This window comes from Nostoc sp. NMS7 (assembly GCF_017115085.1).
Taxonomy (GTDB): Bacteria; Cyanobacteriota; Cyanobacteriia; order Cyanobacteriales; family Nostocaceae; genus Nostoc.
Map to the genome: position 1 here is coordinate 64322 of NZ_JABXKJ010000172.1, position 18797 is coordinate 83118.

Consider the following 18797-nt stretch of genomic DNA (forward strand, 5'->3'; position numbering starts at 1 on the left):
ATAAACACAAATTTTCAGCCTGCGATCGCTAAGTTGGGCTACGCCGAAGCATCATCGGGAAAATTATCGTTCATTCTTGTCTTAAAGCTTAATTAGATAAATCCTCGATAGCGTGGATCATTTATAGCCTCATCACTACTGACAAAAGGAATTATACCCCACTTCTGCACTTCATTTTGTAATATACGAAGATTTCCAATATTTGGCAAATGGTGGTTAGATATCAATCAAAAACCAGCATAAAGTCTCAGTATTAATACTTAATGATTAACTTTTATTAGGAATTATTCTTGAAGATCGATGTATTATATCTGGAAGTGCGGAATATGGCTTATAGCTTAAGCTGTCACGAATGCTCTTTTTTTAACAGAGAGGTCAGAGTGTATTGCATACAAAGGAGTGTAGACGCAGAGCGGCTTGTCGTCAGACATCGCTATATATAGATAGCAATCCGATTTGATTTGCTCTCCACCTACAGCCTCAGATCCCCGACTCTTCAAGAAGTCGGGGATCTTTTGTTTGTAACTCATTTAGTAGGATTGCTATAGTTAACGCTCTTGGCTGGGCATTGGTAGCAGACAAAATTGAGGACTGCTCCCCTTAATTAAGATTCTGGAACGATCGCCACACCATCCCTGAGATTGAGCAACCCTGAGATAATAACTTTATCTTCTGGCTGTAATCCTTCAATAACTTGATAACTATTACCTTTAATCTCGCCTAGCCTGACTCGCTTTTGCCGAGCTACTTGTTGGGATACACCTTGGGGAGAATTTTCGGTTTCAACTACATAAACAAAAGTATCCCCAGCTATACGAGTCATTGCTGTTGTGGGGATTAAAACTCCGGGGCGCTGATTCCAGAACAATCTAGCTCTGACCAATTGATCTGCACGTAGCTGACCATTAGGGTTATTAAACAGTGCTTTGATCAGTATCCCTGGTGTTTCATTACTGGGATTAGGCGCAATAAAAAAGACCCTACTTCTACCAAGCTTCTGACCTTGTGTGTTCATCACCTCCACTGGCATTCCCTTACGCAATTGGGTTCCTTGCTCTAGTGGTACAGAGATATTGACTTCTAAAGGTCGATTTTGGGTGATATTAACTAATTGTGTGGAAGTATTAACTAAATCACCGACTTTCACCGCAATGTCGCCAATTGTGCCACTAAAGGGAGCGGTAATTTTGTCATACTCGATCTGTTGTTTTTGAGTATTTACATTACCTTGCTGCAAGGCTTTTTCAGCTTGCAATATGATCGCTCGTTGTGCTTGAATTCTAGAATTAATTGCATCAAGACTAGTCTTAGTAGTGGCGAGCCGATCAGCATACTGATTGCGAGTCTGTCGAGACACGGCTCCTTCCTCAGCTAGGGTGACATACTTTTGGTAGTTCTGCTGGTATAATTGCACATTCGCAACGTAGGATGCTCGTTCTGCTTCCAGAGATTTGAGTGTAGCGCGGGCATTTTCCAGTTGCACTAAAAATGCTTGAGGTACAGGATTGTTAAGAGCGATCGCAGCTTGTGGCGTATGATCTACTTGGATAATTGTCGCTCCGGCTGCGACTGGATCTCCCGATTTGACAAATATCTGGGTAACTTGGCCTTGAATCTTCGGCTGGAGCCTGACTGAGCGCTGGGACTTTAGGCTAGCAATAAAATCTGAACTTTCCTCAATTATGCCGCTTTGTACTGTCGATATTTTGACTCTTACCCCTAGAGGTTGAGCCTTAGCAGTTGAAGGTGCTGAATTTTGCGGAGTCACCAAACGCCAAACTAGAGCTGCTCCGCCTCCTAACAATAGTAGTGCAGCTAAAAACAGCCAAAGCCACCGCCGTTTTCCAGAAGGTGGCTCAAATGAGTTTTGTGGAGGTTTATCTCCAAAATCAGTTTGAGGCTCAGGGGATGTCATGGCTGATGAGGAACTTAAGGAACAAATTAACTATAATTCTATTAAAAATGCTGTGTCAGCACCATATTGACACAGCAGTAGTTAGTTAAATTAAACAACCCAAAGAAAAATAGATGCTTATGCCTTAACTGGGACTTGTTGTTTACGCTTGCGAACAGAAGTAATGCCCAAAGCACCTAAGCCTAAGATACCGATCAGAGAAGCGGGTTCGGGAACAGAAATGGGTTTGGGAATAGAAGCAGTCTTCTTATTTAGGGTGATAGAGTAATCGCCAGAAGACAAACCAGGAATAGTACCATAATTAATACCAAATTGGTCTAGGTCAAAGTTGGGGAAGGATGATATTCCCAAGAAGTACTCACCAGTATCCAAAAATTGATTGATAGTGGATTGCGCCGTACCCTTAGAATCGTCCTTCAGAGCGATTACCGTACCTGACGAATCAAACAGTTCTAGTAGGGTATCGAAGGATGCACCATCGACTGTTGTAGCTTTGAATCGCCCACTATCCCAAAAAAAAGAAAACAGGTCAGCATCCTTTTTAGAAGAGATAGTTCCTTTGATGACATTAATGCCACGAGGAAGATTTTGGGCGGTTTTTAAAGTCTTACCTGCATCACCTAGTTCAGTATAAGTCGCAGCTTGTGCGGTTCCTCCTGCTCCCAGTGCAATAACTGCTGCTCCCACTGTAGTCAGTGATAAATTTGTCAAAACATTTACAGTAGCCATTCGGTTATTTACCCTAGAAACGAATCTTTTTGTCTACCTTTAACGTTTCGATACTAATATGTGTCTTTAATGATTGAAAAATTTTTTACCTACTTTACAGAAAATTCACTGAGAAATAAAGCTATTAATGTGGGTAAAAAAACGTAATAACACTTACTTTCAAAGGCTTCTAACCCCATCTACAAAGGTTAGAAGCCGTGTTTATACTTAAGGGAATGATGAAGCACTATTCTGCTATATAAAAAGTGGCCATGAACGAAAGTTCATAGCTAGTTCATAAGACCAATGAGTGAATTATTCTTGTTCTTCTGCGACTCGTTTGAGGCGGTGCAGTTGGGCTTGCATATCTTCTTTTGTCCAAGATGCAGCAAAGGTGTTGAAACCCCAACTCACTAAAGGGTTAGGGATATCGTACTCAAAACGGTTGATTAGGCACGTTCCCCTTTCTGTTGGCTGACATTCCCAGCGATCGCGCCCTTGAAAAAATCCCTGAAATTCCCAGACTATCAAACCCGGTTCGCGTTCCACAATTACGCTATTCAAGGTGGGTTTTAGTAGAGGAATTTGAATGATAAAACGACTTTGACTGCCGACATCAGTACTCCAAGCTTCGTCCACAGGTTCGCAACGGAGAACGGGGTTGAGCCAACGGTGCATGAGGTTTAAATCGCTAATACAGCGCTCCACCACCGTAGCTGTAGCATTAATTTGAATCGATTGTGACAAAACTTGGGACATTCCACATCTTTGATGCTGTTGCTGCAATTAGAGTAACGCAAAATTCCGCACTGACAGTAGAGTGAAGCAAATATCAGTAACAAACTCAAAAATTATTCTTGATCTCAATCCCATATATCTATATTTTTACTGCTAAATTGATAGGCGAAACACTGACTCAGTGTTTGCGGCAAATACTTAAGCTTAATTCCCGAAAACCATGAACACAACTTGGCAAGGAATAACCCAGGTGATAGGAGTTGCTTTGTCTACGAGCGGACAGCTATTTTTGGCACAATCGCCTAACCTGCAACTGACACAACCAGCAGTCAATCAAGGAATCGCTGATGTGCAAGGTATTGTTCAACAGTTGATTCTATTTACACCCAGGCTGCTGGCGGCAGTGGCAATTTTGTTAGTAGGTTGGCTAATTGCGTTGGGCGCAGCAGCACTGACGCGAGGAATCCTGAATCGCACAAACATAGATAACCGCATTGCCGCCGGGATAACAGGTCGTCAAGATGTTCTTCAAGTGGAGAAATTAATCTCCAGCTTAGTCTTTTGGAGCATTATCCTATTGACGGCGGTAGCTGTTTTACAGACATTGGATCTGGAGGTAGCCTCTCGACCACTGAATAATTTTCTCAATCAACTTATTGGCTTTTTGCCAAAGTTGGTTGGTGCGGGAATTCTTTTGGCAACCGCCTGGTTTTTGGCGACCATTGTGAAGATTATCACTGTACGCTCATTACAGGCATTTAACTTGGATGAGCGTTTGAATCCAGAACCACCAGACAGGGCACCCAGCCTGAATCAGTTGTCTTTGAGTGAGACGATTGGTAATGCTCTGTATTGGTTTATATTTTTACTGTTTCTCGCCCCAGTTTTGGATGCTCTCGAACTCAGACAGGCTCTACAACCAGTACAAGCTCTAATTACAGAAGTTCTGCTAATTCTGCCGAAGATTTTAGCGGCGATATTAATTTCTCTAGTTGGCTGGTTCATCGCTAATGTGGTGCGGCGGATTGTGACGAACTTGCTGGTGGCAACAGGCATTGACCGTTTAGGTAGTCGGTTGGGATTATCTTCAGCTGCCGGGGTGCAACCTCTATCGAGTATTATCGGCACAATTGTCTATGTTTTGATTTTGATTCCTGTGGCGATCGCAGCGCTGAATGCCTTGCGAATTGATGCGATCTCTATACCTGCGATCGCCATGCTGCAACAGGTTCTTAATGCGCTACCTGCGATCTTTACAGCTGTGGCAATTTGGATTGTAGCCTATTTTGTGGGGCGGTTTGTCGCAGATTTGGTTACAAGTATCCTCACCAATTTAGGCTTTAATAACATTTTCACTATTTTGGGTCTGACAACACCCACCAGACAAATCGTAATTTCTAGAGAATCAACAGCCCCCCAGACTCCAAGCCGCACTCCATCGGAAATTGTCGGCATTATTGCCTTAGTAGGTATCATGCTATTTGCGACGGTGGCGGCGGTGAATATCCTGAATATTCCAGCCCTGACAGCATTAGTGTCTGGTATTGTGGTCATCTTCGGGCGGATTTTGGCGGGATTGGTGATCTTTGCCATTGGCTTATTCCTGGCAAATCTAGCTTTTAACATCATTACCAGTTCCGGCGAACGCCAAGCCCAGATTTTGGGTCAAATAGCGCGGATTGCGATCATTGGCTTAGTCTCTGCAATGGCACTGCAACAGATTGGAGTTGCCAGTGATATTGTAAATTTAGCCTTTGGACTTTTACTAGGTGCGATCGCTGTTGCTATTGCCCTAGCCTTTGGTCTTGGAGGGCGCGAGATTGCACGAGAGCAAGTTCAAGAATGGCTAAACTCTTTCAAAGGTAGAAACTAGAAGTTGATGAAGGTGCAATTTTGTCTGTAAATCTCCGAAAGTGCAGCCGTGAGCATCAATAGTGAAAAAAATCTATCGGCAATTTTGCTTAAGAGGTTGAAAGTTAGAGTTGAGAATCTCGGAGTTTGAGTGTAGAACTTGACATATCGAGTTCAGAAGCTTAAGTTCCGAGTTCTGAAGCTTAAGTTCCGAGTTCAAAGGTCGAAGTTTCGAGTTCAGAAGTCAAAGTTCCGAGTTCAAAGGTCGAAGTTCCGAGTTCAGAAGTCGAAGTTCCGAGTTCAAAGGTGGAAGTTCCGAGTTCAAAGGTGGAAGTTCCGAGTTCAAAGGTCAAAGTTCCGAGTTCAAAGGTCGAAGTTCCGAGTTCAGAGAGGCGCAATCGAGTATCTACAATATTTTTGTAACTTGAAAAAATTAAATTAATAAATTTTAAAAGGGTAGTTCACTGCCGTTAACTGCGTTGGCGTAGCCCGCATCTAGGAGACGCTGCGCGAACGACAAAGCTCAGTGACCATCGTAGATATCGCATCAAGGAAAGTTCTATCTGGTAGCAGAGTAGGATCACAGAAAGGAGCAACCCTCATAAATTTTTAACTTACAGCTATTTTCACGTAAATAGACCACGCGGTAGGGGCACAGCATTGCTCATTGGTGTCAACTTAACGTGAAAGCCAGTCTATAAGCAGCTTTTAAGATTGTCTCGTTACTGGGAATGCTCGTCCTTGAGGCGGAGCCTCAAGACTTGCGGCAGAGCCGCAACGAGCAGCATTTCCAGCCTCTGGCTGGAAACGAGGTTTTAAAAGGGTTTTGGCTTAAGTTGACACGTATGAGCATTGCTGTGCCCCTACGACAGATGTGGTTCAAATAGATGAAAACTGCTGTAAGTAAGTGGGTCCAATTAAATATAAAACCTCACCCTGCCTCCGGCTTCCCTCTCCTTACCAAGTAAAGGGATTGAGGGTGAGGTTTGATCTTATATGCATCACTTTTTGAGTTTTACTTTATACAGCAATTCATCTTTAATCCGGTTGAGAATTGAAGCCTCATCCAGGTTTGCCAAAATCCGATTAATCACTGCTTTCGGCCCATCAGGACCCCAAGTCGCACCATTGGCTAAATAAACTTTGGTAACTTGTCCAATACCGTAAGAAGAAACACCAGCTACTCCCGCTTGGGTGAGTGCCACCGATATATAAGGGCCAAGCGCAATGCCACCCGTAGCTGTTGCAGAGATTCCAAGTAAAGTTTTTAATCCACTCAAGCCCAAATTTGCTAACAATTCACTAGCACCGATGCCGCCCATACTCAGGGCGATTTTTTGTAGCAATTGTACAGATCCGGCTTCAGTCATTGAGAAACCATAGAGTTTAGATAAACCCAAAATTAGAGCAATATCAATCACCACACTACTGAGAATATCTACCACAGTTAGGGGATTAAGTGTGATCGCTAATGCCTTAGTCATCACAGCCTTCCAAATCAACTGATTGGCATTCTGTTCCCGAATCATCACTTTTCGCTCTATCAATTGCTCATTTACAATGTCGGCATAAAGCATGGTATTGAGAGCAACCAAAGCTTTACCCTCACGGTGCAGAATCTCCAAGATTTTCAGCTTCAGTTCCTCGACTTTCGCGTTCCCTGTACGCAACTGTATGCCCCTACTACCATCAGGGCGACGAATCGCCGTCTTTACTAATGGCGATGCCGCAGCCATAACAATTTCTAGAGGTGTGAGTAATTCCCGCACCCTTTCATCTCGGATTTTGTGATAAATTGCCATCCGGTCAGCTTCTGGATACTGGTCTACTTTGTTAAACACCAGAATGATCGGTTTACCTGCTTCCCGCAATTGAGAAAGAGCCATGTATTCTAGCTTCGTCATGTCGCCAGAGATCACAAACAGAATCAAATCTGCTTGTTTGGCAATCTGTTCAGCTAATGCGGCACGGGTTGCACCATCTACTTCGTCTAACCCAGGAGTATCAATTAATTCAACTTGAGATTGACCTACACCAGGGAGAGTGACTCGCAAAGCCCGTTCAGTTTCCCCAATCGCTTCCTCACTAATACTCCAACTAACTGTTTGTGCAGCACGGGTGACACCATGCAGTGGCCCAGTTTCAAATACTGTTTGCCCAACCAAAGCATTCAGTAGCGAAGATTTGCCACGTCCCACCATGCCAAAAGCCGCAATCTGCACCACCATCCGGTCTAACTTCCCCAGCATGGTTTCCAAATCAGCAATTTCCGCCTCTAACCCGGTTTTTTCTTGGGGGGTGAGGTCAAGATTAGCTACCAAGTTTCGCAGCGCCGTTTGCGCTTGTTTATAGTTCAGTTCTGTTTGAATATCTTCAAAACTGAAAATAGCATTATCCAGTTCTTCCTCCCAGCTGAGAGAATTTCCATCAGTGTTAGCAGAATCGCTTTGATCAGGTTCAGGCAAAGGCAATGTCGAAGTCATATCAATTTTAGATTTTAGATTTTAGATTTTAAATTTTAGATTTTAAATTTAAAATACGCCCCATTCACTATCCTAGTTATTTTGAGGAGCGGTTTGGCGAGATGAGGCAGACAAACCAGACAAGGGGGGATAAGTATTCCCAATGCCCAATTAGTAGACTAATGGCTAACAAAAAGTCATAAACTGAAAAATGCATCTAAATAACGCGTTAGGATCTTGACTAAATTACCTGTGCGGAAAATCGTTATTGCCGGCAACTGGAAAATGTACAAAACTCAGGCAGAGACCCAGGAGTTTTTACAAGGATTTCTGCCTCACTTAGAGGAAACCCCGCAAGGGCGAGAAGTGATATTGTGCCCTCCGTTCACTGATTTAAGCCTTTTGTCCAAGAGTTTGCACGGTAGCCTCATCCAACTGGGGGCACAAAATGTCCACTGGGAAGAATTTGGAGCCTATACGGGTGAGATTTCTGCCCCAATGCTGACAGAAAGTGGTGTGCGCTTTGTGATTGTCGGTCATAGTGAACGACGGCAATACTTTGGTGAAACGGATGGCACCGTTAATCTGCGCCTCCGAACTGCTCAAAGGTTTGGTTTGACCCCAATTCTCTGTGTTGGCGAAACTAAACAACAACGAGATGCCGGAGAAACTGAGTCAGTGATTATTCTCCAACTTGATAAAGGCTTGCTAGATATTGATCAAAATAATTTGGTAATTGCTTATGAACCAATTTGGGCCATAGGCACGGGTGACACTTGTGAAACAGTGGAAGCTAATCGGATAATTGGCTTAATTCGTAGCCGGTTGAGTAATCCGAATGTATCAATTCAATATGGCGGCTCAGTTAAGCCGAATAATATTGATGAGATCATGGCTCAACCAGAAATTGATGGTGTTTTAGTGGGAGGAGCAAGTTTAGAAGCTGAAAGTTTCGCTCGGATTGTGAATTTTAAATCAGTCTGATGTGCCTTCTTCTCGTTCCCATGCAGAGCATGGGAATGCCTAATGTAGATTTATGCCAAAGAACTTGATAATTCGAGGACGCTATTTCGATTGGGGACAGCGAACTTATTTGATGGGGATTTTGAATGTGACACCTGATAGCTTTAGTGATGGAGGTGAGTTTAACACTACCTCTGCCGCTTTCGTACAGGCGCAAGCACTGGTAGCTGCTGGTGCTGACATCATTGATGTGGGCGGTCAATCAACTCGACCAGGGGCAAAGCAAATAACTCTAACAGAGGAACTTGACCGAGTAGTATCAGTGTTACAAGTAATTAGACCAGAAATTTCAGTCCCGATTTCGGTAGATACTACCCGTGCTGCTGTAGCTAGGGCATCTGTAGAAGCGGGAGCGGATATGATTAATGATATTTCTGGTGGCACTTTTGACTCAGAAATGTTGCCAACAGTGGCAGAGTTAGATGTGCCGATTATTTTAATGCACATCCGGGGAACACCACAGACAATGCAACAACAGACTGATTATCAAGATTTGCTCACGGAGATTTATAGTTTTTTGGCTAGGCAAATTGAGGTAGGAACTACTGCGGGCATTGATCTAGATAAAATTATTATTGATCCTGGTATTGGCTTTGCTAAGAATTATGAGCAAAATTTAGAAATTTTTCGCGGCTTGCGATCGCTCACAACACTAAACTGCCCTATCTTGGTAGGGGCATCTCGTAAAAGTTTCATTGGTCGGATTTTAAATCAACCAGATCCCAAAGCACGAGTTTGGGGAACCGCAGCAGCTTGTTGTGCTGCTATTTTTAATGGTGCTGATATCCTCCGAGTTCACGATGTTCAAGAAATGCGCGATGTTTCACTAGTAGCCGATGCAATATTCAGACAAGCCGCACAGTCTTACTGTTGAGCATTGCCGTTTTCGGATTTTTTGCCGTGGCCTTCTGTAATTGCCGACTCGGCTATCAACTCCTGAAACATTTCAGTTGAGTTGGATGGGTCTACAAAGACTATTTTGGCATTATTGCTCTCACCGAGTTTTTGACTGGCATCTACGTAATCTTGAGCCACGAGATACCGCAAAATGTCCCGACTGTGATTGGAACGTAGCGCTTGAGAAATGATTTCCACTGAAGCCATAGTTCCTTCTGCTTTTTTAATCGCCGCTTCTTTTTCCCCTTCTGCTTCGGTAATCAGCGCCCGTTTTTTGATTTCAGCGGCTTGCTCTTCTTCTCTTGACTTTCGTACACTCTCAGGTAATGTAATATTCTGAATATCTAACCGGAGAATCTCAGCTCCCCAATCCGTGGTTATATCATTTAACTGCTCTGAGATAGCTTGGTGCATTTCTGCTCTAGAGACATTGGTCTGCTCTAGAGTGTTCTGGGCAATGATTTCGCGGAGCGTGGTTGTAGTCAGGTTTATCAGCGCTCCTTGGAGATCCTCAATAGCGTAAAAGCTTTTCTCAATATCTCGAATGCGCCAGTACACAACCCCATCTACTTCCAGATAAATATTATCTTTGGTAATCACATTCTGAGGCTTGATGTCTAAAATTTGCTCTCGTGTAGTATCTTCCATCACAACCTGATCTACCAAGGGAACAATAAAGTTCAGCCCCGGCTTAAGTTTCCGATGATACCGTCCCAGGCGTTCGACTAGGGCTTCATTACCTTGATTAATCAGTTTTGCAGAACCTAAGGCATAACCTATAAGCACTAAAACTATAAAAATGATTGGCTCCATATATGCTCCTATTCAGCTTTGGGGAGAATTTAATGTCAAGGATATGCTACTACCTTGTCATATCTTTGAGTTTAATGTTTTGAGTCTGTAATTTTATGAAAACCAGCAGCGATGTCTGATGTCGAGTCGCTGCGGGTTTTCTACATATTCTATAAGTAAAACTGTTTTGGGGAATGCGTAGAAGCTCTGCTTCTTATCGTCAGACATCGCTATTAAAGCACCTTGATAAAACCCTGGCAAGGACTACTTTATCTAATCAACATTACCGAAACAGTACCTTTAGCAGATAGCTAGGGTTTAGCCCGTGCCCAGTTTTGAGTGCTGAGAGTAAAAAAATATAAGTATTCGTTATGACTCAGTACTCATGAATTGTACTGACATCTTCAGACAATCGGGACTTTTATTCAATATATTCACTTAATTTAAAGTATTTAACGTAAAATATAGCACAAGATAAAATCCTCCAGTATGATCGGATTAAAATTAGCTTCAGCATTAAAAATGTAAAAATATTATGAGCAGGCTGTTAATCAGACTTATTGGTTTAATCTTACTTATTACAGGCTTATACTTTTTTGGTCAAGACATCATATTTGTTAGCGGTTACTATTCATATTTTTACCGTAGCTTACCTGCTACAGCTTCAGTTATCGCAACTATGATAGGTGTATTTGCATTAGTTTTTTTTCGTAGAGAAACTGGTAACTTGGGATGGATTTTTCTAGGCATTGGTATAGTACTAGTTTTCTTAAGCGGTGGAGTTATTTTTAAGCCAACTAGCTTATGGGATTTCATCATTGCTTTTACAGCATTAGCATCTGGATATAAATTACTAAATGAGGGCAGAATCAGCTTTTAAAATCTGTAAATATAATCATATTTTTTCACAGATGAGAAAGAATATTCTTGCTCCCTCTCCTTACCAAGGAGAGGGTTGGGGTGAGGTTTTACAAGGCTTTTTACGAAAGCGAGATACTTGCGTTAAGGGCTTTATCTTGGTTGGATAGAGTAAGCTGAAATCGCTGCCCATCAACCAAAATAAGCGCCTTTAAACTCCTTTCTTCTAGCTGATAGGGCAGTATTCATCTAACCCTAAGACTCAGAATTATTAATGGTGCGGCTATTACAAAGATTCATCGCCTTTTCTACTCCCTGCTTGAGACTTATTTCAACACACTCAACCACAAACTGAAGTAGAAGAGGCATCAACTGATTTTCGGCTGCGGAAAATCGCCCCAGCACATGGGAGATAGCATCGGAATCATCGTTATTAGCTGCACCTTTGGGTTTACCAATACCGATTCGCAAACGCGGAAAGTTTTGGGTACTAAGATGTGCGATCGCACTTTTCATGCCGTTATGTCCCCCAGCCGAACCAGATAAGCGCAGACGAGTTTTTCCCAAGGGCAAATCCATATCATCATAAATTACCAGCACAGATTCGGGGGGCAATTTATACCAACTTGTCACCGCTTGTATTGCCTGTCCTGAGCGATTCATATAAGTTAACGGCTTTAGCAAGCGAATCTTACCTCCACCTGAGGCCATACCCTCGCCATACTCACCTTGAAACTTGCGGTTTTCCGCCAAAGGAATGCGCCAATAACGGGAGAGAGTTTCTACAGCAGCAAAGCCGATATTATGGCGTGTTTGGTCGTACTTAGCTTCTGGATTCCCCAATCCGACAATTAGCTGGGGAATTACCAAAGCTGGTTGCGTAACTGGTTCTGTCATTTTGCCTACAGTCACATTGATATGCAGCATCCTAGCTAGGTTGGGAAGAACTAGCGGCATCCTGCTCAGATTTAGCAGGGTGGATTTGCTTAGGTTCCAACTCAGCAGTAGTCTTTACAACTTCTTCTAGCTGTTCTGCTTCTTTTTGAAACTCGTTTTGAAAGTCCTTAGAAGCCTCTTGGAAACTACGAATTGTTTTGCCCACACTCCGACCAATTTCTGGCAGCTTCTTTGGGCCAAAGATTAACAACGCCACTACCATAATTACAGCCATTTCCGGCAGACCGATACCAAATATATTCATTTTTGTCTCCTGTAAACTATAGAACCACTACAGAAACTCACATATTATGTAGTCTACTCAATAGTTAGTGTGCATTGAACTTTGACAAAAAAACCCGGAAAAACCGGGTGTAACTTAACTTGTGATCCAAACTTGATAGCTGTGTATCCGTTAGCGTCCTAAACTCCGCCAATCAACAAGTACATCCTGAATCAACAGTGATTTATTGTAAAGTTGCAGAATAATTAGCAGAAACACAAAAAATAGCGAAATAAAAACAGCCATTACAGGGGTAGTACCCCATCCTGGAGCCACCTTTCCATACTCAGAGTTCAGGGGTTTCAGGATATCTCCCAACCAAGTCCTTTGTGCCATAGTTCACCCAAGATTACTTACCAAAGCTTTTTTTAATCTTCTGTAATATTCTATAAGAATAGCACTCATAATCTATCCCTCAATTATGGAACCCGCAATAGTTCTTAGCATTTCTGTGGCTGTCGTGGTGATTGCCATCACCGGACTGTCGATTTATACCTCCTTTGGCCCTCCTAGCAAGCAATTGAACGATCCGTTTGATGACCACGAAGATTAAATTAGTCATTTGTCATTAGTCATTTGTCAATGGTCAGTGGAAAACCACAACTGACCACTGACAGAGCAATAGTGGCTCACTCTAGCCTGGGATTAATCGTTGGTATCACCTTGAAACTAGCGATCTTCCAAGGCTGTATCGTCAAGATTTGTTGCTGAGATGAAAATTCGGTGCTACAGGAACGCTCTAACAAATCTACTGTATCTCCTAGATTCAACCCTAAATCACTTTGCAAAGATAACTCGGCTGTTTCTGAGTGACATTCATAACACCCCAGAATTAACTGCTGTGGGTCATCTTCTGCTGGTTTCAAGGCCATCAAGATTAAATTTTCAGCTGATAAATCTAGGAATCTCACCCCTTCAATAATGCTGTTAGCGGAGGATTATTATCAACAGTAGACTGATAAACTAGGAGCGATCGCACTAAAGCACCAAATGTCCCGGACTGACTAACCGCAAAGCCACAATAAACTCTTCCCCTGGCTTTATCCCTTGACTGAGAAGCACTCTAGGCGAACAATCAAATAAATCACCCTCCTGCACTAACTCCCCATTCACATAAATCTCAGCAGAATCTGCCCACCAAACCAGCGCCAGCCGCAAAGATAACCCAGCTAAGGGATAACCTTGTAAATCTTGGGAAATATTTTCGCTAAGATAAGGTCACTTACGATAATTAACAGTTAGTCGTTTTTATTGTTTGGCGGGAGTCTCACAACTTATACAAGACTTGAACTAAAAAATTACTACTATGTCTTCTGGTTCCTCTGGTCGTTATCAAAGCAGACTATTTAACTTTGTCCACCAGCAATCTCGGCGGGTGACACAACAGTGGGAACACACCTATCGGCATTTGCAAGTTGCCACTAAGTGGGGTGTAGAGGTACTACTTTACCCAGTGTATCTACTGTTTCAGTCATCTGAATCATTTGGGAAAACGCTACACACCCAAGAACCACAAACTAAACTAAAGTTACAACCAAATGATCCCAATTTCCAGCCCGAAATGCCAAATGTTGATAGTCCCATTCAACATGTATTAGAGGCAGTCAATGATCTATCATCTGATGAACCCGCCTCTACTCTTCCCAAAATATCTGAACCTTTCAAACCCTTGGCTTACTTGGGAGTTTTTCGGCTGAAATTCGGTGTTCATAACGCTAATCTTACTCAATCATCAAATATTATAGAAAATAAAGCGGAAAATCCCCTTCAACAGCATCTTCCAATAGTACGGGGAATTGCCACAAATTTGCTCAATCGGAATTTAGTACTTGTGACTGCTGATAATGAAATTCTAGATATTTTGACACCCCAACAGCAGGCAAAATTAGAAGACCGGATTATTAACGAAGTTGCTAATTACTGGCAGTATTGGCGGTTGATTGAAGCTAAAAAGGAAACGCAGCTATTATTACAAATTGACCATTTATTAGCAAAACTCACTGACGGAAATACAGCTAACATTCCAGTTTTAGCCGAGGGTAGACCAAAAGATTTACCTAATACAGATAGATTATTAGCATTTTTAGATATAGCCGTTGCTAAGTTGGAGTCAAACGCTTTAGTACCTGTGCAAGAACGTAGCCAGGAAATTCTCCAAGTTGCCCAAACTCAGTTAAATATATTTCTTTATGGCAAAGAGCAATTAGCTGGTAAGGGAGAAATTGCAACCACTGCTGATGGTTTAGAAACTCATATAGTGAATCTTGAGACTTTGATTGAGGCGGCGCTTAATTACTTTTTTGGTGTTGGTAATAGAAAAACACTTGAGTCAACAACTAATGATCGGAGATTGCCGGGTAAACTATTATCATCAAGCTCTAGAAAAGCCTTATCCAAAAACCCTCAGTTGGAGAACCAGGATTTAACAGATGATTCTTGGCTAAAATGGAGTGATTTATTTGGTGACACCGAAACAGTTGTGGAGAAGCCAGTTCCACTTTCTCAAAGGAAAAATCATGGTTTAGAATCAAGTTTATCAGCAGCACATTTTCCCCAAAAGAATTTGAGTGTAAAACAACCTCAAGTCAAATCTGGTTTGGTGCAAAGGAAACAATCAACTAGTAATCTCGCTTCCAGTCAAAAAACATCGGCAAAAGTTGCCTCTGCAAAACAAACACAAGCCCGCATTTCCCAAACTAAAAGCGAGAGTCGTAAAGGGGAAATTTTGCAACAGCAATTTCACCAAAGCAGTCAAGTCGAGGCACAGCCAGACTGGATAGAAACCAAAGCAACTTCAACGGGCTATGAGAAGCACCCTTTAGAACAACTTCTGCAATGGCTTGATGATGTTATGCTCTGGCTAGAAGAAGTATTTGTAAATATTTTTCAGTCGTTGCGGCAGATGTGGCAGGGGAAATAATACTAATTCGTAATTAAGAAGCGTTTGAATTCATGAACTAATCATAATTCTTGAGGTCATATTATTAACCAACCCACGGTTAGAAGCTCTTGTGATTACCAACATCTTTATAAATCTTCCGCTTCGTTGTCATCCCGCCTGGGAATAAATTCCGAGGCTAATAGCTAAATTCCTCTCAAGAGGACTAAATATAAGATTTTAAGTGATGTAAATAGCTATACTCTGTAAAAGCGAAAATTTCAGTCTACTTGAGCTATTAGCCCCGAACTTCAGTTCTGGGAAGGATTGCAGGGTAAGCGCTACACTTTGATTGTTATAAAAATGTGGTTAACGACAAGGGTTAGAAGTCTTTAAATAAGTCGGAAGTCGGAAGTACAGTTTTGTAACGGGGATAAAAACAAGAGCCACAAGACTTTCTGCCTGTAGAGGCAGGGGAATTAAACTGAACATACTTTGTTAAAAAATAGGTAAGGGTAACTAAATTCACTGTAATTACTCCCATACCTCGAAGCTATTTTTACTACAATATATGTTGACATATTAGTAGCTTGCTGGGAAAATACGTAAAACATTAACTCTATGATTGAGCATAGCGATCGCCTAGTGTCTCATAAAGAAGGCACATTCCAAGGTGTTGGAGGACTTGACCTGTATTACCAAAGCTGGCATCCAGAGGGTAAAGTACGGGCAATATTAGCCATTTTGCATGGACTCGGAGGACACAGCGATCGCTACAGTAATGTAATTCAGCATTTGATACCCAGACAATATGCTATCTACAGCTTAGACTTGCGTGGTCATGGACGCTCACCAGGTCAGCGAGGCTATATCAATGCTTGGAGTGAGTTTCGTGAAGACTTGCGAGCCTTTTTAGAATTAATTCAAACTCAGCAGCCAGGATGCCCAATTTTTATTTTGGGTCATAGTTTAGGCGCAGTGATTGTCTTAGATTACATTTTGCGCTATCCTCAACAAGCATCAGTATTGCAGGGTGCGATCGCTTTAGCGCCAACCTTGGGGAAAGTTGGGGTTTCACCAATTCGCGTACTTTTAGGAAAAATGCTCTCGCGGGTGTGGCCGCGTTTCACCCTGAATACAGGCATTGACATCAGCGCTGGTTCACGAGATCAGCAGATTTTAGCCGCCTATGTCCAAGATAGACTGCGACATACCCGTGCTACTGCCCGTCTAGCTACAGAATTCTTTGCAACAGTTGATTGGATTAATGCTCACGCAGCTGATTGGCAATTACCATTGTTGATTCTCCACGGTGGCGCAGACCGAGTGGCTTTACCAGTGGGAAGCGACATTTTTTATCAACGGGTAAATTGCAAAGATAAGCTGAGAATTGAGTATCCAGGAGCCTATCACGATATTCAGAATGACCTCAATTATCCTGAGGTAATGGCTGATTTAGAAGATTGGTTGGAGCGACACCTACCATCTGAGGTGGTGCAGTTAGGACGGGGAAGTGCTGAGTTAGAGTTTCCTAATTCTTAGCAGTTTAATACCTGCTAAGAGGATGTTTGAAAGGTCTAATTTATTACTAGCCAGGCGACTAGAAGTCGCGGCTACACAGACAAAACCCACCTCCGTGGGTTAAAAACCTTGATTTTTCCTTAGTCCACGGAGGTGGAAAGATGTGATTTTTACCAAATTCAATAGACAGGATCATATTCATGAAAGCTTGGCAACTCAAAAACTTCGGCCTCGACAATCTGCATTTGGAAGAGGTCGCAACGCCTACTCCCAAAGCCAACGAACTGCTGGTGAAGGTTTCAGCGGTGTCTCTCAACTTCCGCGACAAAGCCATCGTAGACGGCATTTATGAGCCGGATATGATCCCAAAGCCCTTAATTCCCGTTTCTGATGCTGTGGGCGTTGTGGTCGGGGTCGGGGCAGGGGTTAGTCGCTTCAAAGAAGGAGATCGTGTTAATTCCCATCTCTATTCGCGCTGGATCGATGGCGCACCTAAACCCAATGAGCCTGACTTCTGCTTCGGCGCGCCCCTTCCCGGCGGCTTGGCTGAATACATGATTATTCATGAAGACAGCGCAGTTAAAGCACCGGATGCACTTTCTGACGAAGAGGCATCGACGCTCCCCATTGCTGCGCTGACGGCTTGGTTCTCGATGATCGAATACGGAAATCTTAAGTCCGGCCAAACGGTTTTAGTTCAAGGCACAGGCGGTGTCTCGATTTTCGCGATCCAGATCGCAGCCGCTTTGGGTGCCAAAGTGATTGCAACCTCCAGCCGCGGCGAGAATTTAGAAAAGGTAAAAGCTCTGGGCGCGTGGGAAGGTATCAACTACCGCACCCATCCAGCTTGGGAGCAACAAGCGCTCAAACTCACGGACGGTAAGGGTGTCGATCAACTGCTTGATGTGGTTGGGGGAGACGGTCTTAATCAATCGGTCGCTGCAACCAAGGTTGCGGGCCATATCTCCGTGATTGGTTTCCTGGCGGGTCAAACGGCAAGCCTGAATTTAATGCCTGTCATCTTCCGCCAAACCGCAATTCGCGGCATCGCAGTTGGACATCGCATGGCGTTTGAACGAATGAACCAGTTTATCAATGAGCGTGAAATCAAACCCGTCATTGATCGCGTTTATCCTTTCGGGGATGCTGTCAAAGCGTATGAACATCTCGCTCGTGGGGCCTTCGGTAAGGTCGTTATCAAAGTAGCGGGTTAAAGGAAAAAGGGGAAACATGAAAATCGGAATTATTGGCGCTGGTTACATGGGCGCAATTCTTGTACGCAAATTGAGCGCAGCAGGTCACAGCATTTTGATCGCCAATTCGCGCGGTCTGGAAACACTCAAATACCTTGCGGAAGACACAAATACTTTTCAAACAACCTCTTAGCTCGACTTTATCCATTTTTTGGCAACGCTCAAGCTATCGCTGTAACCTTTGTGGGACAGTAGTTTTACTTTTTTCACTTCATTGATAATCTGTGACGTGGAAAAAGTATTTGCCAAAAAGCCAGTGTTTTTGCCAGATAAAGAAAACCAGTTCTTAATTTTGGATAAAGTCGAGCTAAGGATGATCCTCATAAATACTCTCACGAGTCACAGCATAATCTGATAGAATATGAAAATTTGAGCCAATGTTTGCAGCAAACTCCTCAGCTAACTTATCTGCAATTAGTTCAAACTCCTGATTATTCAGTTGACCTTGTGTCTGAAGCTTCGCCATCAACTGAGCGCGTTTTTCTTCTTGACCTTTGCGTTGTTGGTCTTGAAAGATTAGCTCTTGAAAATATTCACTGGTTGAACCATAACCGCCTTTAGCAACTTGTTCTTGCACAAAGACTTTCATCGACTCAGGTAAGGAAATCTGAATGTTAGTCATACCTTGAGAGTTCGGGTGAACTGATTTTATCTACTATGCTACCAGCGCGATCGCACCTTC

General features: G+C 42.8%; 20 protein-coding genes and 1 pseudogene. 9 read left to right on the forward strand and 12 right to left on the reverse strand.

All coding sequences use genetic code 11. From position 1 onward, the window contains the following. Positions 1 to 604: 604 nt before the first annotated feature. From HWQ38_RS18895 to HWQ38_RS18905, 3 genes are all read right to left on the reverse strand, one after another. On the reverse strand, positions 605 to 1915 hold the full coding sequence (locus HWQ38_RS18895; RefSeq protein ID WP_292796341.1) for an efflux RND transporter periplasmic adaptor subunit: 1311 nt from the start codon (positions 1913 to 1915) through the stop codon (positions 605 to 607). Between the two features lie 117 nt (positions 1916 to 2032). After that, positions 2033 to 2644 (reverse strand): DVUA0089 family protein, encoded by a 612-nt coding sequence (locus HWQ38_RS18900; RefSeq protein ID WP_292796343.1) that lies wholly within the window; start codon positions 2642 to 2644, stop codon positions 2033 to 2035. A 294-nt stretch (positions 2645 to 2938) separates the two neighbouring features. Next, a complete protein-coding gene (locus HWQ38_RS18905) occupies positions 2939 to 3382 on the reverse strand; it encodes an SRPBCC family protein (RefSeq protein ID WP_292796344.1) in 444 nt (147 codons plus the stop codon). Between the two features lie 199 nt (positions 3383 to 3581). On the opposite strand from HWQ38_RS18905, the gene HWQ38_RS18910 reads away from it, so the two are divergent. Continuing rightward, on the forward strand, positions 3582 to 5234 hold the full coding sequence (locus tag HWQ38_RS18910; RefSeq protein ID WP_292796346.1) for a mechanosensitive ion channel: 1653 nt from the start codon (positions 3582 to 3584) through the stop codon (positions 5232 to 5234). Positions 5235 to 5415: 181 nt separating this feature from the next. Here the strand turns inward: HWQ38_RS18910 and HWQ38_RS18915 are convergent, their stop codons facing one another. Together HWQ38_RS18915 and HWQ38_RS18920 are read right to left on the reverse strand one after the other, a co-directional pair. Then, positions 5416 to 5610 carry a hypothetical protein gene (locus HWQ38_RS18915; RefSeq protein WP_292796348.1) on the reverse strand — a complete coding sequence of 65 codons (195 nt, stop codon included), beginning with the start codon at positions 5608 to 5610 and terminating at the stop codon, positions 5416 to 5418. Positions 5611 to 6213: 603 nt separating this feature from the next. Next, positions 6214 to 7695, reverse strand: coding sequence for a GTP-binding protein (locus HWQ38_RS18920; protein ID WP_292796350.1), 1482 nt, complete (start codon positions 7693 to 7695; stop codon positions 6214 to 6216). A 231-nt stretch (positions 7696 to 7926) separates the two neighbouring features. On the opposite strand from HWQ38_RS18920, the gene tpiA reads away from it, so the two are divergent. Further along, positions 7927 to 8658 (forward strand): triose-phosphate isomerase, encoded by a 732-nt coding sequence (gene tpiA / locus HWQ38_RS18925; RefSeq protein ID WP_292796437.1) that lies wholly within the window; start codon positions 7927 to 7929, stop codon positions 8656 to 8658. A 52-nt stretch (positions 8659 to 8710) separates the two neighbouring features. After that, on the forward strand, positions 8711 to 9571 hold the full coding sequence (gene folP, locus HWQ38_RS18930; protein ID WP_292796352.1) for a dihydropteroate synthase: 861 nt from the start codon (positions 8711 to 8713) through the stop codon (positions 9569 to 9571). Here folP and HWQ38_RS18935 read toward each other — a convergent pair. Further along, positions 9562 to 10407: an SPFH domain-containing protein gene (locus tag HWQ38_RS18935; protein WP_292796354.1), complete on the reverse strand. Its 846-nt coding sequence runs from the start codon at positions 10405 to 10407 to the stop codon at positions 9562 to 9564. The two genes, folP and HWQ38_RS18935, sit on opposite strands and share 10 nt — an antisense overlap. Positions 10408 to 10921: 514 nt before the next feature. Here HWQ38_RS18935 and HWQ38_RS18940 point away from each other — a divergent pair. Further along, positions 10922 to 11266, forward strand: coding sequence for a hypothetical protein (locus HWQ38_RS18940; RefSeq protein WP_292796356.1), 345 nt, complete (start codon positions 10922 to 10924; stop codon positions 11264 to 11266). 233 nt (positions 11267 to 11499) lie between these two features. Here the strand turns inward: HWQ38_RS18940 and pth are convergent, their stop codons facing one another. From pth to psbH, 3 genes are all read right to left on the reverse strand, one after another. Continuing rightward, positions 11500 to 12141, reverse strand: a complete 642-nt coding sequence (gene pth, locus HWQ38_RS18945; RefSeq protein ID WP_292796358.1) for an aminoacyl-tRNA hydrolase — start codon at positions 12139 to 12141, stop codon at positions 11500 to 11502. Positions 12142 to 12172: 31 nt separating this feature from the next. Then, positions 12173 to 12445 (reverse strand): TatA/E family twin arginine-targeting protein translocase, encoded by a 273-nt coding sequence (locus tag HWQ38_RS18950; protein ID WP_292796360.1) that lies wholly within the window; start codon positions 12443 to 12445, stop codon positions 12173 to 12175. A gap of 150 nt (positions 12446 to 12595) precedes the next feature. Continuing rightward, positions 12596 to 12799: a photosystem II reaction center protein PsbH gene (psbH, locus tag HWQ38_RS18955; RefSeq protein WP_292796362.1), complete on the reverse strand. Its 204-nt coding sequence runs from the start codon at positions 12797 to 12799 to the stop codon at positions 12596 to 12598. A gap of 85 nt (positions 12800 to 12884) precedes the next feature. Here psbH and psbN point away from each other — a divergent pair, with 85 nt between their 5' ends. Continuing rightward, entirely contained in the window at positions 12885 to 13016 is a 132-nt protein-coding gene (gene psbN, locus HWQ38_RS18960; protein ID WP_292796365.1) for a photosystem II reaction center protein PsbN, read from the forward strand. 76 nt (positions 13017 to 13092) lie between these two features. On the opposite strand, the gene HWQ38_RS18965 is transcribed toward psbN, so the two are convergent. After that, positions 13093 to 13335 (reverse strand): glycosyl hydrolase-related protein, encoded by a 243-nt coding sequence (locus HWQ38_RS18965; protein ID WP_292796367.1) that lies wholly within the window; start codon positions 13333 to 13335, stop codon positions 13093 to 13095. 77 nt (positions 13336 to 13412) lie between these two features. After that, a pseudogene (locus HWQ38_RS18970) lies at positions 13413 to 13657 on the reverse strand (hypothetical protein); the annotation flags it as partial. A 112-nt stretch (positions 13658 to 13769) separates the two neighbouring features. On the opposite strand from HWQ38_RS18970, the gene HWQ38_RS18975 reads away from it, so the two are divergent. From HWQ38_RS18975 to HWQ38_RS18990, 4 genes are all read left to right on the forward strand, one after another. Continuing rightward, positions 13770 to 15383, forward strand: a complete 1614-nt coding sequence (locus tag HWQ38_RS18975; protein WP_292796369.1) for a hypothetical protein — start codon at positions 13770 to 13772, stop codon at positions 15381 to 15383. A 579-nt stretch (positions 15384 to 15962) separates the two neighbouring features. Next, on the forward strand, positions 15963 to 16883 hold the full coding sequence (locus tag HWQ38_RS18980; RefSeq protein WP_292796371.1) for an alpha/beta hydrolase: 921 nt from the start codon (positions 15963 to 15965) through the stop codon (positions 16881 to 16883). Positions 16884 to 17062: 179 nt separating this feature from the next. After that, complete coding sequence (locus HWQ38_RS18985; RefSeq protein WP_292796373.1) at positions 17063 to 18076, forward strand: NAD(P)-dependent alcohol dehydrogenase; 1014 nt, start codon at positions 17063 to 17065, stop codon at positions 18074 to 18076. A 16-nt stretch (positions 18077 to 18092) separates the two neighbouring features. Continuing rightward, positions 18093 to 18248, forward strand: coding sequence for an NAD(P)-binding domain-containing protein (locus HWQ38_RS18990; protein ID WP_292796376.1), 156 nt, complete (start codon positions 18093 to 18095; stop codon positions 18246 to 18248). A 174-nt stretch (positions 18249 to 18422) separates the two neighbouring features. Here the strand turns inward: HWQ38_RS18990 and HWQ38_RS18995 are convergent, their stop codons facing one another. After that, positions 18423 to 18737 carry a hypothetical protein gene (locus tag HWQ38_RS18995; protein WP_292796379.1) on the reverse strand — a complete coding sequence of 105 codons (315 nt, stop codon included), beginning with the start codon at positions 18735 to 18737 and terminating at the stop codon, positions 18423 to 18425. Positions 18738 to 18797 lie beyond the last annotated feature (60 nt).

What these genes read in the sequence shown, in the direction of transcription:
- HWQ38_RS18895 (WP_292796341.1), bottom strand. Translation starts at nt 1,915, where the DNA reads ATGACATCCCCTGAGCCTCAAACTGATTTTGGAGATAAACCTCCACAA.
- HWQ38_RS18900 (WP_292796343.1), bottom strand. Translation starts at nt 2,644, where the DNA reads ATGGCTACTGTAAATGTTTTGACAAATTTATCACTGACTACAGTGGGA.
- HWQ38_RS18905 (WP_292796344.1), bottom strand. Translation starts at nt 3,382, where the DNA reads ATGTCCCAAGTTTTGTCACAATCGATTCAAATTAATGCTACAGCTACG.
- HWQ38_RS18910 (WP_292796346.1), top strand. Translation starts at nt 3,582, where the DNA reads ATGAACACAACTTGGCAAGGAATAACCCAGGTGATAGGAGTTGCTTTG.
- HWQ38_RS18920 (WP_292796350.1), bottom strand. Translation starts at nt 7,695, where the DNA reads ATGACTTCGACATTGCCTTTGCCTGAACCTGATCAAAGCGATTCTGCT.
- folP (WP_292796352.1), top strand. Translation starts at nt 8,711, where the DNA reads ATGCCAAAGAACTTGATAATTCGAGGACGCTATTTCGATTGGGGACAG.
- HWQ38_RS18935 (WP_292796354.1), bottom strand. Translation starts at nt 10,407, where the DNA reads ATGGAGCCAATCATTTTTATAGTTTTAGTGCTTATAGGTTATGCCTTA.
- HWQ38_RS18940 (WP_292796356.1), top strand. Translation starts at nt 10,922, where the DNA reads ATGAGCAGGCTGTTAATCAGACTTATTGGTTTAATCTTACTTATTACA.
- pth (WP_292796358.1), bottom strand. Translation starts at nt 12,141, where the DNA reads ATGACAGAACCAGTTACGCAACCAGCTTTGGTAATTCCCCAGCTAATT.
- HWQ38_RS18950 (WP_292796360.1), bottom strand. Translation starts at nt 12,445, where the DNA reads ATGAATATATTTGGTATCGGTCTGCCGGAAATGGCTGTAATTATGGTA.
- psbH (WP_292796362.1), bottom strand. Translation starts at nt 12,799, where the DNA reads ATGGCACAAAGGACTTGGTTGGGAGATATCCTGAAACCCCTGAACTCT.
- psbN (WP_292796365.1), top strand. Translation starts at nt 12,885, where the DNA reads ATGGAACCCGCAATAGTTCTTAGCATTTCTGTGGCTGTCGTGGTGATT.
- HWQ38_RS18965 (WP_292796367.1), bottom strand. Translation starts at nt 13,335, where the DNA reads ATGGCCTTGAAACCAGCAGAAGATGACCCACAGCAGTTAATTCTGGGG.
- HWQ38_RS18975 (WP_292796369.1), top strand. Translation starts at nt 13,770, where the DNA reads ATGTCTTCTGGTTCCTCTGGTCGTTATCAAAGCAGACTATTTAACTTT.
- HWQ38_RS18980 (WP_292796371.1), top strand. Translation starts at nt 15,963, where the DNA reads ATGATTGAGCATAGCGATCGCCTAGTGTCTCATAAAGAAGGCACATTC.
- HWQ38_RS18985 (WP_292796373.1), top strand. Translation starts at nt 17,063, where the DNA reads ATGAAAGCTTGGCAACTCAAAAACTTCGGCCTCGACAATCTGCATTTG.
- HWQ38_RS18990 (WP_292796376.1), top strand. Translation starts at nt 18,093, where the DNA reads ATGAAAATCGGAATTATTGGCGCTGGTTACATGGGCGCAATTCTTGTA.
- HWQ38_RS18995 (WP_292796379.1), bottom strand. Translation starts at nt 18,737, where the DNA reads ATGACTAACATTCAGATTTCCTTACCTGAGTCGATGAAAGTCTTTGTG.